Source organism: Psychrobacillus syltrankelensis (genome assembly GCF_055454035.1).
Genome location: NZ_CM144227.1, coordinates 3,523,688 through 3,540,509, shown reverse-complemented (window position 1 = coordinate 3,540,509; position 16,822 = coordinate 3,523,688). Strand labels below are relative to the sequence as shown.

Sequence of the window (16,822 nt, the reverse complement as noted above, 5' to 3'; positions counted from 1 at the left end):
CGAAATTCTGATTCCGTCAGGTTCACATATCGATCTGGTGTAATTTATGGTTTTTGGTGGTACATTTCTTGATATTCAGTAGTGCAATCGGGTAATAATATTACCTATATGACTCTTCTTGCTATGTACTACTCACTTAATGGATTGGTGTGAAAAGTGGCGACTCCAGCGGGGGCCAACAGGATGTTGGTCACGAAGGGGTTGCCACACGATGTAGCGCTCTTAGCCTTTGTTCCTCTGTCAGAAAGTTGAAACATCACAACGGACGCTTAAGCGGCGGTGATGGTTCATCGCTCACCCCGCGGAATTCGTCCACCTGAAACGGAAATCCGCCTATTCCTGCATAAAAATATATATGCTACCTATAAAAAAAGGGAATACCCCTAAACGTATTACACGTTTTGAGGTACTCCTGCTTGTAATTTATACATTTGCTCATAGCGTCCTTGTAGCTGTAACAACTCGTCATGAGTACCACTCTCAACGATTTCTCCACGATCTAATACTAAAATACGATCTGCATTTTTAATAGTAGAAAGTCGATGTGCAATGATAAACGTAGTTCTTCCTTTTTTTAATACATCCATTGCATGCTGAATTATTTCTTCCGTTTCCGTATCAATATTAGATGTAGCTTCATCTAAAATAAGAATGGCCGGATCGAATGCAAGTGCTCTTGCAAATGAAACTAATTGTCTTTGACCAGAAGATAATGTGCTTCCCTTTTCAATAACTGGTTCATCCAATCCTTTTTCAAGATTTTTCAACACACGTTCGCCACCAACTGCTTCCAAAGCAGCTTCTACTTTCTCCCGGGAAATTCTTGGATCATTTAGGCTTACGTTCGATTCAATTGTTCCGGAGAATAAATACGGATCTTGTAATACAATTCCCATATGATCTCGAATTGTTTGTCTTGGCAGTGTCGTAATATCAATGCCATCAATTAAAATTTTTCCTTTTGTTGGGTCATAGAAACGGAACAATAGGTTCATAATCGAGCTTTTACCAGAACCAGTGTGACCAACGAGTGCCACCGTCTCTCCTTTATTTGCTACAAAGTTTAAATTTTTCAAGACATATTCTTTTTCCTTGTAAGCAAAAGAAACATTTTGAAACTCTACATTTCCTTCGTATCGATCCATCCGTTCATCTTTCACTGTTTCTCCTGATTCATCAAGTAAACCGAATACACGATTTCCTGCAACAAGTGATCTCTCTAGTTGAGAGAATTGATTAACAATTCCTGTAATAGGATTAAATAATCGAGTCGTATAATCTACGAATGCATAGAGCATACCAGCTGAAACAATTGCATTCGGTTCCATTGACTGGCTTCCAAAATACCAGATAAACATTATAAACATGATTGAGCGAAGTACACTAACTAAGTTAAAAGCCGTAGCCGAATCAAGCATAAGTAATTTTTTCTGATAGCGGTAATGCTCTTCATTCATTTCTGCAAATTCATGTTCCATTTGCTTCTCTCGTTTAAACGCTTGAATAATTGACATCCCTTGGATCGATTCATTCAACATCGCATTTAAATCAGCAATTTTTGTTCGAACAATATGATTATATTTTGAAGCATATTTTCGATATCCAATCATCCAAACATATACGATTGGAACAACAAATAGTGCCATTGCAGCCATTTTCGCATTTAATATGAACAGTGCCACATAAACACCTGTAATAGAAATAATACTAGTCGCAAACTGTGATAATACTTGCACATATAAATTACGAATTGCTTCTGTATCATTTGTTACACGTGCTACTACTTTACCAGCAGGTAAGTTATCAAAATACTGTATTGGCAATGTTTGTATATGTTGAAATACATCATTTCGTAGCTTTTGTACAATGCGGTTTGCACCAACCTGTAGATTAATAAACATAAAATATCTAAAAACTGCAGTTACAATAGTTAAGCTAAAAAACACACCTAATAGTATTAATATTGGCTGTAGATCAATAGATCCATCTGTAATATGCTGGTCGATAATTCTCTTTGCAATGAATGGACCGGTTAAATCTGCAAACACTGCAATCGTTAAAAAGATTAAACCAAGGATAATTGGTTTTTTATAAAATAACGCATAATGGTAGAGTCGTTTTCCTGTACTCATGACGACACCCCCTCAAGCTGTTGACGATCGTATTGCTCTTTATACCAACCATTTTGACAAAGAAGTTCTTCATGTGTACCTTCTTCCACAATTAGTCCCTCATCTAAAACAATAATATGGTCAGCATGTTGAATTCCAGACAATCGATGCGTCGTAATAATTGTTGTCTTACCACTACGTTCATTTTGTATATTTTCAATAATCTTCGCTTCCGTTTTTGCATCTACTGCAGAAAGCGAATCATCTAAAAGTAAAATTTCAGGATTTTTAATAAGTGCCCGAGCAATTGAAACACGTTGTTTTTGCCCGCCAGATAAAGAGACACCTTTTTCTCCTACTAATGTTTCTAATCCCATCGGTAAGTTCATCAAGTCTTTTTGGAAATGAGCTAGTCGAATTGCTTCTTCTAGGTCCTCTTCCGTCGCATCCTCTTTCCCAAAAAGAATATTTTGGCGGATAGTTCTAGAGAATAAAACATGATCTTGTGGAACGTATCCAATCCATTCTAAAACTTGATCTTTTGTTTGATCCGATATTGCGATATCTCCAATTGTTAGTTGACCAGCCCCAATTGGATATTCCTTTAATAATTGCTTCATAAAGGTTGTTTTTCCTGAACCAGTTTTCCCAACAATCCCAAGGGTTTGACCTTTTTGAAGGTTCACTCGAAGATTTTGAAGATTTTTTACTTGAGATAAAGGATATTGGAATCCAACCTCTTCAAATCCAATTGATGTAACATCCTTTAAGTGAACTGGACTAACAGGATCTTTAACGTCTGCCTCATAATCTAGTGTTTCTTGCACACGATCTAGCGAAGCATTTCCACGTTGCATAACGTTTATTAATTCCCCAATAGCAAACATTGGCCAAATAGCCATACCTAAGTAAACATTAAAAGTGATTAAATTCCCAACGGTCATTTCGCCTCTTGAAACCAGATAAGCACCATATCCTAGTGCTACTACATAACTGATACCAGTTCCAACTTTTGTAATTGGACCAAACAGGGCATCAATTCGTTCCACAACCATATTTTTTTGATACACTTCTTCGCTCATATCAGCAAATTTCTTTTCATCTGCTCGTTCTTGCACGTAAGCCCGAATAACTCGGACACCAGCAATCGATTCTAATACTCGGTCATTTAAATCACCAAATGCATCTTGTGAAACCATATATTTTTCGTGAATGATTTTACCTAAATATTGCATGATAAATGCAAGTATCGGTATAGGTAAGATTGCGAAAATAGTTAATTTCCATGAAATAATGAAACCCATGGCAAGTATAAGTGCAGCCATATACATGGTTGAATCAATTAACGTCATAATTCCAAAGCCAGCCGTTGTTGCAACTGCATTTAAATCGTTCGTTGCACGAGCCATTAAATCTCCCGTACGATTTTTTTCATAAAAAGTTGGTGTCATGTTCAAAAATTTTCGATTTAACTTTGATCGTAAAATACGTTCAATCGTAATGGAGCCACCAAATAATTGATATTGCCATACAAAATTCAATCCATAACCGACAATAATAATTCCTACAAAATATAATACATATTGCATTAATGATTCACTTGTCATTTTTCCCATCGTGATTGTATCAATTGCTCCACCTACTATCCATGGTGGTAACACTTCAAATGCACTTGCTACAATTAGTAAACTTACAGCGACAGTATATCGCTTCCAATGATCTTTAAAAAACCATTTCAATTTAAATAATACAGAAAACATTCTCTACCCCTCATTTCTTCTTTCTCTCTATGTGTGACTTCGCTATCCACCTTCTAAAGATTCCTTTAATAAAATTTGTCTTGTTCGCTGAATACTCATATTCAACACTCCTTCACCTAATATTAACACCAAATTTTGGAAGCGAATGAACGCAAAAAAGCACATTACCCATATTACGGTAATGTGCTTTAAAATAGACAAAATCATTTCCAGAAAAGTCTATTCAACAATCATTTTACGTCAAATGGTAGGTATGAAGAAATTATTAAATTGTTTGCTATTTCTTTTAAACGAATCATTTTTTCATACCTCCATTTCTTTTTTATTTAGTGTCCCTTAACATTAGCACATGGAAATTTCCATTGTCAATACTTTTTGAAAAAAGGAATAATTTCAAATTCGTTATTGCTTATTTCCTTCCTTCGTTCAACTACCAAGAAAAATTTCTCCATGTTTAACCAAATTAAGTTATATGATATGCATCACTGCTCCAAGTAATGCACTTATTAATACTATTTTAAAAGGTGCCCATTTATACACATTAAGTAGTGTAAATGTTATTAGTACTATGACAAAGTCTGCGGGAGTTTTCACGGCACTTGTGAAAACTGGGTTATATAATGCAGCAAGTAATATTCCTACTACTGAAGCGTTAACACCTTTTAATGCTGCTTGAATTCCTCTTTTGGAGCGAATATGTGACCAGAAAGGGAGTGTCCCAATTACTAACAAAAAAGAAGGTAAAAATATTGCTATAACTGCAATGAAAACACCTATAGCGCCTTCTGTAACTTGTCCTAAAAAACCTGCAATCGTAAAGAGTGGTCCAGGAACAGCTTGAGTTAATCCGTATCCAGCAAGAAACACATCCGATGAAATATTCACTTCCCGCTGAAGAATTGGTAAAACTACATGACCTCCACCAAATACGATAGAACCTACACGATAATAAATATCAAACATGGAAAAGTAATCCGATTTTAAAAAAGGCTTTAAAATTGGTAATAAAATAAGTAAGGTAAAAAATATTATCCAACTAATAATTCCAGTTTTTTTACCAAAAGTGAGTGACATTTTAGGTACAGGTTCTACAGTTTCTTTTTTATAATGAAAATATCCAAACAAACCTGCAGCAATAATAATTCCAATTTGTCCTACTACAGTAGGAATGAGTAAGTTGCATATGGCACAAACAATAGCAATGGAAATTCTCATACGATCTGGTGCAAGAGACCTTTGCATTCCTATTAATGCATGTGCAACAACCGCTACTGCGACAATTTTCAGTCCTTGAATCCACCCACTATCAAATGAACCAGTAGAACTTATAAACATCGCAAATAACATAAGAATTATGACAGATGGTATCGTAAATCCTAGCCATGAAATAATCCCCCCTAATAATCCCCCTCTTAATATACCAATCGAAATTCCTACTTGAGAGGATGCAGGACCGGGTAAAAACTGACATAAAGCCACAATGTCAGCGTATAATTTATCATCCAACCAATTACGTTTCTTCACATATTCTTCTCGGAAATAGCCAATATGAGCAGTGGGACCCCCAAATGATGTTAGACCAAGTTTTACTGCCGCTTTCATTATTTCAACATATTTGTTTTCCAATTATTTTCCCACCATCCTATCTCTTTTATTATCATACAAAACTAGTAAACTTCGTTTTAAGTTTTTGTAAATTTCACTGTATAAAGAGTTGTAATGTAAAAATATCCATTGTAAGCAGAAAGATTTGTATTTTACTTTGCATTATTTTATTATTAAAACTATAAACTATTTTTTAGAAAACAGGAGGTGTACACTTTGTTCTACCCCCCATTTGGGTTAGGAACAAAGTAATTATTTGGACATAGCCATACGATTGACAGCATTTGCTGTCTTAATCGCATTCACTGCATTTTTCGTTGCAAGTGAATTTGCAATTGTTAAAGTAAGAACGACTAGAATTGATCAGCTTATTGCTGAAGGGAACCAGAATGCGTTAAATGCAAAAAAACTTGTTTCCAATCTGGATGAATATTTATCCGCTTGTCAGCTCGGTATCACAATTACTGCTTTAGGATTAGGGTGGCTTGGTGAACCGACCATAGAAGCATTACTACATCCAGTTTTTGAATTTTTTGTTCTTCCAGAGAGTATTACCTCAGTACTTTCATTTATCATTGCATTTTCACTCGTAACCTTTATACATGTAGTAGTTGGGGAATTAACTCCAAAAACATTTGCTATTCAAAAAGCGGAGGAAATAGCACTAGCTGTTGCTAAACCTTTAATTATTTTTGATCATGTAATGTACCCAGTTATCAGAGGTATGAATGGCTCTGCACGTTTCCTAGCGGTTCGTGTATTTGGTTTAAAATCGGTATCAGAATCAGAAGTAGCCCATTCAGAAGAAGAACTTCGTATGATTCTTTCCGAAAGTTTTAAAGGTGGAGAAATTAATCAAGCCGAATACAAATATGTTAATAAAATTTTTGAATTTGATGATCGAATAGCAAAAGAAATAATGGTTCCTAGAACTGAAATTATTTCAATTGATAAAGATTTTACATTAAATGAGGTATTTGAACTAATAGGTGTGGAACAATATACACGATATCCAGTTACAGATGGCGATAAAGATCACATTATTGGACTTGTTAATATGAAGAACTTATTAACTGCTTATATAAAAAATCCTGAGAATGCCACAACTCCAGTGAGTGATTATATGCAACCGATTATCCGCGTAATTGAAACGATGCCTATCGCTGATTTATTACTTAAGATTCAACGTGAAAGAATTCATATGGCTATTTTAATGGACGAATATGGTGGTACTTCTGGACTTGTTACCATAGAAGATATTATCGAAGAAATTGTCGGCGATATTCGAGACGAATTTGATACAGACGAACTTCCAGAAGTTCAAAAAGTCGGAGAAAACCATTATATTGTAGATGCAAAAATGTTGATTGAAAATGTGAATAACCTTCTAAGCATTAACATTGACGAAGAGGACATTGATACAATTGGCGGTTGGTTTATGACTAAAAGCTTTGATGCTGTAAAAGGTGAGAAAATAATCGAACAAGGCTTTGAATTTATGATTAAAGATATTGACGGACATCATATTCAATACCTAGAAATCATAAAAATTGCTCCTTCCGAAGAAAACTTAGATGAAGATTCATTAAATGAATAATAATAGATAGCGACTCCCATACTGGGAGTCGTTTTCATATGCCTAAATATGTTGCGAGGAGGAAACACTTTGGAACTTTATACAAATTTACGTGAAGGGGAAAAAGGTGCTTGGGTTAGTATTTGTATTTACTTCTTGTTAAGTGCATTTAAGCTAATTGTAGGTTTTCTTGGTTCCTCTGAAGCTTTAAAAGCGGATGGTTTAAATAATTTTACGGATATTATTTCCTCTCTTGCAATATTAATTGGCCTAAGAATTTCACAAAAACCACCGGATGCTCAGCATCAATATGGTCATTTACGGGCAGAAACCATCGCTTCCTTAATTGCTGCATTTATTATGGCAGCGATTGGTATCCAAGTAATTATTCAAGCCGTACAACATCTAGCAAATCCAATTGAACAGGTTCCTTCTAACTTCACTGCGATTGTAGGATTTATAAGCGCCCTAGTTATGTATGTTGTTTATAAATACAATTTGAAATTAGGTACTCGTATTAATAGTTCTGCATTAAAAGCAGCCGCATACGACAATCGTTCAGATGCACTTGTAAGTATAGGCGCAACTATTGGTATCGTTGGTTCTATGTTAGGATTTCCAATACTAGATGGTGTAACTGCTTTAATAGTAGGAATTATTATTATGGTGACAGCTTATAACATTTTTCATGAAGCAGCATATACATTATCGGATGGATTTAATGTGGAAGAAGTTGAGTCTCTGTCGACTGTTGTAAAGCTTATACACGGAGTGGAAACTTTAAAGGATTTTAAAGGAAGAATGCATGGAAATTTAATGCTTATTGATTTAACTGTTACAGTAGACCCTAATCTAAATGTAATTGAAAGTCACCGAATAACCGAAGAAATTGAGAGAAACATTATGAAAGTAAAACCTTTTTCGGTTGTTCAAGTGCATATCGAGCCTCACTTTGAGAAAAAATCGTGATGGATTTTCGATGATTGATCGATTGTTTGGAATGATTGATCGATTATCGTGAAAGATTGATCGATTGTTTGGAGTGATTGATCGATTATCGTGAATGATTGATCGATTCCCCATTTCTCATAACAAAAAACACAGTGCACCGCATCATGACTGCGGCTCACCGTGTTTTTATTGCCCGCTTGGCTCTGTTAGCCCATGTTTTACTGCATATAGAGCAGCTTGGGTTCGATCTTGTACTTGTAGCTTAGCAAATATGTTAGATATATGTGTTTTCACTGTTTTTTCTGTTACGAATAAAGACGATGCTATTTCACGGTTACTTTTTCCTTTTGTCAGTTCTGACAACACGTCTTGTTCTCTTGGTGTTAAGGAAAATTCTTCATGTGGTAATAATTCGACTGGTTCATATTCCTTTTGCAGTTGTGTTGTTGCATCTGGATGTAATGTATTTTCCCCTCGCATTAATTTACGAATAGCTTCTGCTAAATCATCTGGTTCAATGTCTTTTAATTGATAACCTGCTGCTCCAGCTCTCAATGCTGGTATAACGTGATCCCGATCAGAAAAGCTTGTAAGCATTAATATTTGAATTTCTGGATATTTTGTTTTTATACGCTTCGTTGCTTGGATACCATCCATTTCAGGCATAACAAGATCCATTAATATTACATCTGGCTTTAGGGTCTCTGTCATTTCTACTGCTTCTTTTCCATTCTTCGCTTCCCCGATAATGTCCATATCTTTTTGGGTCTTTAAAAAGAACATTAAACCTCTTCTTACTACATGATGATCGTCTGCAATTAATACTCGAATCATGTAAATCCCTCCTAATAAGGTAACCGTACTAAAATTTCCGTTCCTTTATTCCATTCCGTCACCCAATCAACCGATCCTCCAATGGAATGCGCTCGGTCCCGCATGCTTTGTAAACCAATAGAAGGTAATTTCTTCGATTCATTCATATGAAATCCACAACCTTCATCTTTTATCACTAACAATACATCTGTAGGAGTAACCGTTAAATAAAGCTCTGCTTTTAACACACCAGAATGCTTACGGATATTGTTTAATGCTTCCTGTGCAATGCGAAATAACGTTTCTTCAATACTTGCAGGTAAGTTTATGACTCCTTTCACATTAACATTAAGTGTTAATCCTAATATATCGCCGTAACCTTTAATGCCTTCAATTATTCCTGTTTCTAACCCTTTCGGACGCAGTTGCCAAATAAGTGCGCGCATTTCAGTTAAAGCATCTTGTGTTAAATATTGTATTTCTTTAAATGTGTCCTTAATTTCTTGCTGCTCCGTCATTTCAACTCCTCCACGAGCAGTTAAAGTGACCGAAAATAATAATTGATTGACGGAGTCATGCAAGTCACGTGCTAAGCGATTTCTTTCCTGCGCTAGCGCAACTTGTTGTTCTTGTTTCGTCAAATATATTCGCTTAATAGCAGATCCAATTTGAAATGCAACGGACTCGAGTAATGCAAGTTCACCTTCTGAAAATCGAATCGTATTTGGCGTGGCAACATTCAAAAGACCAAAACTCTCATGCCCAGATTGTAGAGGAACTGTTGCATGATGCGTGATTCCATCCGTAGCTTCATTTTTCTTCTTTTGTGCGTTAACAATTCGTTTACACTCAATAATATTAGATGCCTTTTTCAAATCTCCATTTTGAAATCTAGAAACACACCAACATCCACCTTTTTGCAAATGCCTGCAATCATTTTGCTTAAGTGCATTCGGCAAGTTTTTATGTGAAATAAGCTGTTGCTTTCCTCTTTTATCGATAAAGAAAATCCATCCTGTCTCAAAAACAGTTCCTTCTAATAACTTTTGAAGTGCTCCTTGCAGCATTTGTTCCATATCTGTTTCTTCATTTAGAAATTCTGCAATTTCCTTCAATAACTCTATGTTAGAGAGTTCGTTCGATTGCATGTAAAAATTCCTCCATTTATGTGGTAAGGGTACAGAAAAAATGTAATTTTAAATAAATTTACTAATGGCTATGTTAGCTTATAATGGTGGTTACCGTTACAGGCGGACGCTTTCCGCGGGCGGTCCGTGAGCCTCCTCGTCGCAAGCTCCTGCGGGGTCTCACCTGGACACGCTTTTCCCGCTGGAGTCGCCGCCTTCCACTACTTAATATATTTCAAAGTTCTCGAAAAAATAGAATGGAAACTTTATCTATTATTGCACTCTAATTAGAAAATCGTTGAAAAAGGCGACACTCCAGCGGGAATAGCGTTAGCTGAAGACCCCGGAGCGAAGCGAGGAGGCTAAAGCAACGCCCGCGGAAAGGGAGCCGATTCAACGTTTTTCTAAATTATTTGGCATTCCTATGTATTTCATCTTACATCTATTGTTACATGACTGTAAAAACTAGGCATCATACTTTTGGCTGAAAAAAAATCCGGGAGAGTAACTATACCTCTTTCCCGGATTTCATCATTCATTCTTTTAAATATCTATTCATTTCGGTAGTAAATGCAATTTTTAATGTTTGTAGCTTTTCAATGCTTTCCGCCTCGGACTCACTTGTCACACCGAAATAATATTTAATCTTCGGTTCCGTTCCGCTTGGTCTTACACATACCCATGAACCATCAGCTAAGAAGTATTTGATCACATTCGATTTTGGTAACAAAAGCTGCTCCGCTTCTCGACCATCTGTAAACGTTCGCAGAGAAGATAAATAATCCTCATGTGATAGTACAGTTACTCCTGCAATTTCAGATATTTGATTTAAACGAATTTGTTCTAGTAAGCTTTTAATAGCATTTGATCCACTTACACCTTTTTTCGTGACAGATACTAGTCCTTCTAAATAATAGCCATGTCTTTCGTATAGGGCATGTAAAACATTAACTAGAGTCAATCCTTGCTCTTTATAGTAAGCAGCAGCTTCAACTATCGCGAGTACACTTTGTATTGCATCTTTATCTCTAGCAAAGCTTTTTACTAAATAGCCATAACTTTCTTCATAGCCAAATAAAAACTCATATTCTTTTGATTCTTCATATTGCTTAATCTTTTCACCAATAAATTTAAAACCGGTCAATACATCTTCTGTACTTGCACCATGATACTCTGCAATAACTCTTCCTAAATCAGATGTTACTATCGTTTTAAAAACACGACCTCTAGCGGGCATTTCACCTTTTTCTTTTCTTTGTGTTAATAAATATTCGATTAAAATAGCACCTGTTTGATTGCCAGTTAAAAGCTTATATCCTTCTTCAGTTTTCACTGCTAGTCCAACACGGTCTCCGTCAGGATCTGCAGCAACTAGAATGTCGGCATCGTATTTTTCACCATATTGAATGGCATATTCAAAAGCACTATGTTCTTCGGGATTTGGAGAATTCACTGTAGGGAATTCTCCATTTGGCTCCATTTGTTCTTCTACATAATGGATATGTTTATAGCCGCACTCACTTAATATTTGGCTCACACTGTGACCGGATGCCCCGTGTAGTGGAGTAAATACTACTTTTAATTCAGTAGTAGCAGCAAGGGTCGGATTTTCTTGCACTGTTTTCAATTCATTCATATAAGCTTTATCTATTTCTTCATCTAAATATATAATAAGTCTTTCGTCGATAGCGTTAAGTTTTATTTGGAGAGCATTCCCAGCTTTATTGACATAATAAATAACTTCATCTGCATCGCTCAAATTTAACTGGGCACCGTCTTCTCCGTATACTTTATATCCATTGTATTCAGGAGGATTATGACTTGCCGTAATAACAATTCCCATGAATGCATGTAGCTTGCGAACCGAGTAAGACAACTGTGGAGTCGTTCTAGGCTCGTTATATAAATAAGCTTTAATGCCATTAGAAGCTAATGTATTTGCTGCTTCACGTGCAAACTCTGGAGAAAATCTACGGCTATCGTAAGCAATGACTACTCCACGACTCATCGCATTCGCTCCTGCTGCTTTTATATATCCAGCTAATCCGGAGGTAGCTTTACGAATCGTATACGTATTCATACGATTCGTTCCAGCTCCAATTTCCCCTCGCATTCCGCCAGTTCCAAACTCCAAATCACGGTAAAATGCATCCTCCAGGCGTTTCTCATCTTCTGCTAATAACTCAAGATCCTCTTTCCAAATAGGCTCTAATTCAGAGAAGCTATTCCATTGTTCGAATAACTGTTTATATGACATTTAGTGAAACCTCATTTCTTACTTCTTATAATCTATACCATATACGTCATGACGACGATCTTTCAAATGCTTAACTGTTCCATCTTGACGTTGACGTCTTAAAATTTCTAAATCAACATCTCCGATTAAAACCATTTCTAAATTAGGTTCTGTTTCTCCTACAATTCCATCCCTTGCAAATTCAAAATCAGAAGGAGCAAAGATAGCAGACTGTGCGTATTGAATATCCATATTTTCGGTTTGTGGTAAGTTTCCTACTGTACCAGAGATGACCGTATAAATTTGGTTTTCAACTGCTCGAGCTTGTGCACAATAACGAACACGTAAGTATCCTTGACGATCCTCCGTACAAAACGGAGTGAAAATAATATTTGCACCCATATCTGTCGCAATTCGTGCAAGCTCTGGAAATTCAATATCATAACAGATTTGAATAGCAATTTTCCCACAATCTGTATCAAACACTTGCACAGAATCTCCTGCACTAATGCCCCACCATTTACGTTCATTCGGTGTAATGTGGATTTTATACTGCTTGTCTATAGAACCATCTCGGTGGAATAAATATGCAATATTATAGATTTCTTCATTTTCTTCTTCTACAAAGTGTGAACCAGCTATAATATTAATATTATAACGCACAGCTAAATCAGAAAATAATTCCATATATTGCGGAGTATATTCCGTTAACTTACGAACTGATTGGCTAGGTGAAGGTTCATCTAAGAAAGACATTAGTTGTGTTGTAAAAATTTCTGGAAACACAACAAAATCGGATTGAGCATCAGAAGCGACATCTACAAAATACTCGCATTGGTTTGCAAATTCATCAAACGAATTAATTTTTCGCATCATATATTGCACTGCACAAATTCGAACAGGATAACTCGTTTTAAAATGACGCTTGGAAAGTGGAATATAATCTACGTTATTCCATTCCATCAAAGTAGCGTATTTAGCGGATGCTTTATCGTCCGGTAAATAGTTTGGATTAATACGCATTAACGTAAATCCATTCATTAACTGGAACGTGAGTACCGGATCATATAATTTATGACGTGATACAGCTGTCACATACTCTCTCGGTGACATTTCTTCGTCATGTTTATGATAGTTCGGAATACGTCCGCCAATTATAATGGATTTTAAATTAAACTGTCTGGCAATATCTTTTCTTCCTTCATATAGACGTTGCCCTACCTTCATTCTTCGATAATCCGGATGTACCATTACTTCAATTCCATACAAATTATACCCTTCAGGATTATGGTTCGTAATATAACCTGCATCCGTCACATCTGACCAAGAATGGCGATCATCGTACTCATCAAAGTTAATAATTAAACTTGAACAAGATCCAATTACTTTGCCATCTAGTTCTGCAACTAATTGTCCTTCTGGAAAAATAGTTAAGTGACTGCGTAAATGAGCTACCTCCCACGGATCCATTCCAGGGAAACTAAGGCGTTGGATTTCTAAAATAGCATCTATATCTGAAAAAGACGTTTGTCTTATAACCATACTTTTTTCAAATTGAGATAGATCAAATTCTTCAGACATTCTAATCGCTCCTCTTTTAAGTAAGTATCCTCTATTATATCCCTCTTTCCGAAACAGATAAAATATTTTACATACTTTTAAAGAACCCGTATACTTTGATTTGAGTTCAAAGTATTTTAAAGGAGCATTCTATGACAAAAAAAATTGAAAATTTATTGTTATTTATGTGGACAGTAGCTTTTACTGCAACACTCGGTTCCTTATATTTTTCGGAAATCCGGCAATACGAGCCATGTGAATTATGTTGGTATCAGCGCATACTTATGTATCCACTTGTCATCATTATAGTAATAGCATATGCGCAAAAAAATCCGAAAATTGCAGTTACTACGCTCATTTTCTCTATAATAGGTGGTTGTATTTCCGCGTATCACTATAGCATTCAAAAAATAAGTTTTATGCAAGATTCCGCACCTGCTTGTGGTAGAGTACCTTGTACCAGTGACTATATTAATTATTTAGGATTTATTACGATTCCCTTTTTAGCACTTGTAGCATTTATTTTAATCATTATTAGTAGTGTATTAGTTTTAAGAAGCTTAAAGGAGGAAACTGGAGTATGAAAAAATTAGCTATATTTGGTGGAATCATCGTTGTTGTTTTTGCTCTAATTATTATATTAACGAACCAATCAAACAAAACAAAATTAGCGGACAACCCTTATGATAAAACTAATTTAAGACAATCTACTATTGATTTACTAAAAGATCCAAACTACCAGAATATCATCATGCCAGATAAGCTTAAAGAAAAAATTAATAGTGGTAAACCGGTTACTGTTTACTTTTTTAGTCCCGAATGCGTTCACTGTCAGGAAATGACTCCGAGATTAGTTCCCCTTGCAAAGAAAAATGGTGTAGAAATTGTAAAATATAATGTACTTGAATATGAACAAGGCTGGGATGACTATTCAATAGAGGCTACACCCACATTGATTTATTTTAAAGATGGAAAAGAAGTAGCTAGATTATTTGGTTCTCATCCAGATGATGAAATTCAAGTTTTTTTTGATGAAGTAGTGTTAAAATAATCGAAACGGTCGTGTCAAAATGACATGGCCTTTTTTAAAGGGAGAGAGAAGAATGATACATACATTTCGTTATGAAGTACAAGAGGATGGACTTACAATTGATATAATTTTTCAACAAAAATGGAAGCTCGGTAAAAAGCTTATCCATGATTTACGTATGCAAAAAGCAGTTAGTGATGTAAATGGAGAATTAATGCAATGGAAAGCACCGCTTCAAAAAGGAGATATACTAGTTTTTACATGGGAGGGAGATGCTTCTAATTATCTTTCTTCCGATCAAATACCTCTTTACGTTGCCTATGAAGATGAGTATTTACTAATTGCATCGAAGCCTCGTGGTGCTGCTACACATCCAAATGAAGCAGGTCAAAACCACACATTCATGAATACGGTTCATCATTATCTATCTAGTAAAGGACAAGCTTATGGAGAGCATGTACATCGTATTGATGAAGGGACAAAAGGGCTAATCGTTGTTGCGAAAAATCCTATCGTCAAAGGGATGCTTGATCGCATGCTAGAAAATAAAGAAATCATTCGCACGTATGAAGCGATTGTCGAAGGACAGGTAAAAAACAACCACGGCACAATTCGAGCTGCCATTGGCGTTGATCGACACCATGCAACTAGAAAGAGAGTGTCTCCATCAGGTCAGATTGCTATTACCCACTATGAAGTAGTCGGCAGAAATCCTAATTTTACAAAAGTACATGCAATTCTTGAAACTGGACGCACCCATCAAATTCGCGTGCACTTTGCCCATCTAGGTCACCCGATTGTAGGAGACGATTTATACGGAGCGAAGAAATCACCTACTAAAACTTATGAACTTCACGCATTCAAAGTACAATTTGTACATCCGATTACAGGTGAATTGATCGTTGTGGAAGATAAAAGATAAGGAAAAGTATTGGAAAAAGAGGCTTAGTTTCAAATCACCAATTATTATTAGAAGTACAAAAAGAACTTGGCTCTTATCACTAAATTAATATAGTATTTATAACCCTTATTAGCACTGCGACTTGCAGTGCTTTTTATAAAATATATGAATACTTTTGAAAATAAGATTGATAAAATGGCATCTTTAGCTGTGATTTAGAAACTGTTTTTATAAAAATGTTTAATTATTTTTAGTGGGTCTTATTGAACTAAAATATCTGGTTAGGTTAAGTACAATTATTCACACAATGCCAACTTTACGCTTACCTCTTTCTTGTTTCAATAGAATAAAACAAAGCACCTATAAATGTTCCTAATGTTAACCCTATTCCAAAGCCTCCAACTTGAATAAATACATTTTCTAACATCATTCCAACTAAACTTAAAAGTACACCACCTAATAATCCAAAACTCATTCCGTACGCAAGATAGTTTTTCAGGCATACCTTTTCCCCCTATTGAGTGTGCTTCTGTGTCAAAATACAATGTTCAATCCTACTTACTTTTCCATTTTGTTCAATAAACAAACGACGCTCGCTTATTTCTACTTCAAACTCTCTTAAACTATCACTTGGAACTAAATTATCTTGACCTTCCATCCATTCATCTAATTCTTCATAGTTTTTTGGATAAGCTCCTGATTTGTCATGTTCATTCTCCTTTGGATTGGACAGCTATTACACTGAACTTGTTATCAATCTATACTGAAAATTAAACGGACATGTTTATTGCCTATTACATTCTTCCCATATCTGCATAAATTATTTTGAACCCTTTACTTGCTATTACTATAATCAAAAGAGAGGAGTATTAAATGAATATCGACAACCAGCCATCTAATCCTCAACAACAAATTCTTGCTATCATAAGTCCAGCTGTTAGACACGGATTACGAGAAGCACAATACCTGGGATTTGATCACGCATTAACAGAAGCAGTTTCTATTGGATATTTAATGGGAAAAGGTTACAGCTATAATGATTCTTGGAAAATCGTTGAATCTTGGTGGAGACCGCAGGGAACTCCATTACCTCCAATGTATTAAGGTAAATATGAGCTGTTTAAATATATTAATCCAAACAGCTTTTGTGCA

General features: G+C 35.6%; 15 protein-coding genes. 6 read left to right on the top strand and 9 right to left on the bottom strand.

The features are described from left to right. Nucleotides 1-392: 392 nt before the first annotated feature. From ACTSKG_RS17425 to chrA, 3 genes are all read right to left on the bottom strand, one after another. Nucleotides 393-2,132: an ABC transporter ATP-binding protein gene (locus ACTSKG_RS17425; RefSeq protein WP_464755794.1), complete on the bottom strand. Its 1,740-nt coding sequence runs from the start codon at nucleotides 2,130-2,132 to the stop codon at nucleotides 393-395. Continuing rightward, on the bottom strand, nucleotides 2,129-3,871 hold the full coding sequence (locus ACTSKG_RS17420) for an ABC transporter ATP-binding protein (protein WP_464755793.1): 1,743 nt from the start codon (nucleotides 3,869-3,871) through the stop codon (nucleotides 2,129-2,131). The genes ACTSKG_RS17425 and ACTSKG_RS17420 overlap by 4 nt, the downstream gene beginning before the upstream one ends. 468 nt (nucleotides 3,872-4,339) lie before the next feature. Beyond that, the gene (gene chrA, locus ACTSKG_RS17415; protein ID WP_464758056.1) at nucleotides 4,340-5,473 is read right to left on the bottom strand and encodes a chromate efflux transporter; all 1,134 of its coding nucleotides are present in this window, start codon (nucleotides 5,471-5,473) and stop codon (nucleotides 4,340-4,342) included. Nucleotides 5,474-5,732: 259 nt separating this feature from the next. On the opposite strand from chrA, the gene ACTSKG_RS17410 reads away from it, so the two are divergent. Both ACTSKG_RS17410 and ACTSKG_RS17405 read left to right on the top strand, forming a co-directional pair. Beyond that, nucleotides 5,733-7,073 carry a hemolysin family protein gene (locus ACTSKG_RS17410; RefSeq protein WP_464755792.1) on the top strand — a complete coding sequence of 447 codons (1,341 nt, stop codon included), beginning with the start codon at nucleotides 5,733-5,735 and terminating at the stop codon, nucleotides 7,071-7,073. Nucleotides 7,074-7,142: 69 nt separating this feature from the next. Then, complete coding sequence (locus ACTSKG_RS17405) at nucleotides 7,143-8,021, top strand: cation diffusion facilitator family transporter (RefSeq protein WP_464755791.1); 879 nt, start codon at nucleotides 7,143-7,145, stop codon at nucleotides 8,019-8,021. Here the strand turns inward: ACTSKG_RS17405 and ACTSKG_RS17400 are convergent. From ACTSKG_RS17400 to ACTSKG_RS17380, 5 genes are all read right to left on the bottom strand, one after another. After that, nucleotides 8,000-8,182 (bottom strand): hypothetical protein, encoded by a 183-nt coding sequence (locus ACTSKG_RS17400; RefSeq protein WP_464755790.1) that lies wholly within the window; start codon nucleotides 8,180-8,182, stop codon nucleotides 8,000-8,002. The two genes, ACTSKG_RS17405 and ACTSKG_RS17400, sit on opposite strands and share 22 nt — an antisense overlap. Before the next feature lie 7 nt (nucleotides 8,183-8,189). Beyond that, complete coding sequence (locus ACTSKG_RS17395) at nucleotides 8,190-8,837, bottom strand: response regulator (RefSeq protein ID WP_464755789.1); 648 nt, start codon at nucleotides 8,835-8,837, stop codon at nucleotides 8,190-8,192. Between the two features lie 11 nt (nucleotides 8,838-8,848). Further along, nucleotides 8,849-9,964 (bottom strand): GAF domain-containing sensor histidine kinase, encoded by a 1,116-nt coding sequence (locus ACTSKG_RS17390; RefSeq protein WP_464755787.1) that lies wholly within the window; start codon nucleotides 9,962-9,964, stop codon nucleotides 8,849-8,851. A gap of 514 nt (nucleotides 9,965-10,478) precedes the next feature. Further along, a complete protein-coding gene (locus ACTSKG_RS17385) occupies nucleotides 10,479-12,200 on the bottom strand; it encodes a phospho-sugar mutase (protein WP_464755786.1) in 1,722 nt (573 codons plus the stop codon). A gap of 18 nt (nucleotides 12,201-12,218) precedes the next feature. Further along, nucleotides 12,219-13,760, bottom strand: coding sequence for a GNAT family N-acetyltransferase (locus tag ACTSKG_RS17380; protein WP_464755785.1), 1,542 nt, complete (start codon nucleotides 13,758-13,760; stop codon nucleotides 12,219-12,221). A 131-nt stretch (nucleotides 13,761-13,891) separates the two neighbouring features. Between ACTSKG_RS17380 and ACTSKG_RS17375 the strand changes: the two genes are divergently transcribed. Genes ACTSKG_RS17375 through ACTSKG_RS17365 form a run of 3 tightly spaced genes read left to right on the top strand, consistent with a single transcriptional unit; the run spans nucleotide 13,892 to nucleotide 15,691 of the window. Next, nucleotides 13,892-14,323, top strand: coding sequence for a disulfide oxidoreductase (locus ACTSKG_RS17375; RefSeq protein ID WP_464755784.1), 432 nt, complete (start codon nucleotides 13,892-13,894; stop codon nucleotides 14,321-14,323). Continuing rightward, nucleotides 14,320-14,790, top strand: a complete 471-nt coding sequence (locus ACTSKG_RS17370) for a thioredoxin family protein (protein ID WP_464755783.1) — start codon at nucleotides 14,320-14,322, stop codon at nucleotides 14,788-14,790. The genes ACTSKG_RS17375 and ACTSKG_RS17370 overlap by 4 nt, the downstream gene beginning before the upstream one ends. 52 nt (nucleotides 14,791-14,842) lie before the next feature. After that, the gene (locus tag ACTSKG_RS17365) at nucleotides 14,843-15,691 is read left to right on the top strand and encodes an RluA family pseudouridine synthase (protein ID WP_464755781.1); all 849 of its coding nucleotides are present in this window, start codon (nucleotides 14,843-14,845) and stop codon (nucleotides 15,689-15,691) included. Between the two features lie 301 nt (nucleotides 15,692-15,992). Here ACTSKG_RS17365 and ACTSKG_RS17360 read toward each other — a convergent pair whose 3' ends face one another. Further along, nucleotides 15,993-16,145 carry a hypothetical protein gene (locus ACTSKG_RS17360; RefSeq protein ID WP_464755780.1) on the bottom strand — a complete coding sequence of 51 codons (153 nt, stop codon included), beginning with the start codon at nucleotides 16,143-16,145 and terminating at the stop codon, nucleotides 15,993-15,995. Nucleotides 16,146-16,543: 398 nt separating this feature from the next. Here ACTSKG_RS17360 and ACTSKG_RS17355 point away from each other — a divergent pair, with 398 nt between their 5' ends. Continuing rightward, nucleotides 16,544-16,774: a hypothetical protein gene (locus tag ACTSKG_RS17355; protein WP_464755779.1), complete on the top strand. Its 231-nt coding sequence runs from the start codon at nucleotides 16,544-16,546 to the stop codon at nucleotides 16,772-16,774. The last annotated feature ends 48 nt before the right edge of the window (nucleotides 16,775-16,822 follow it).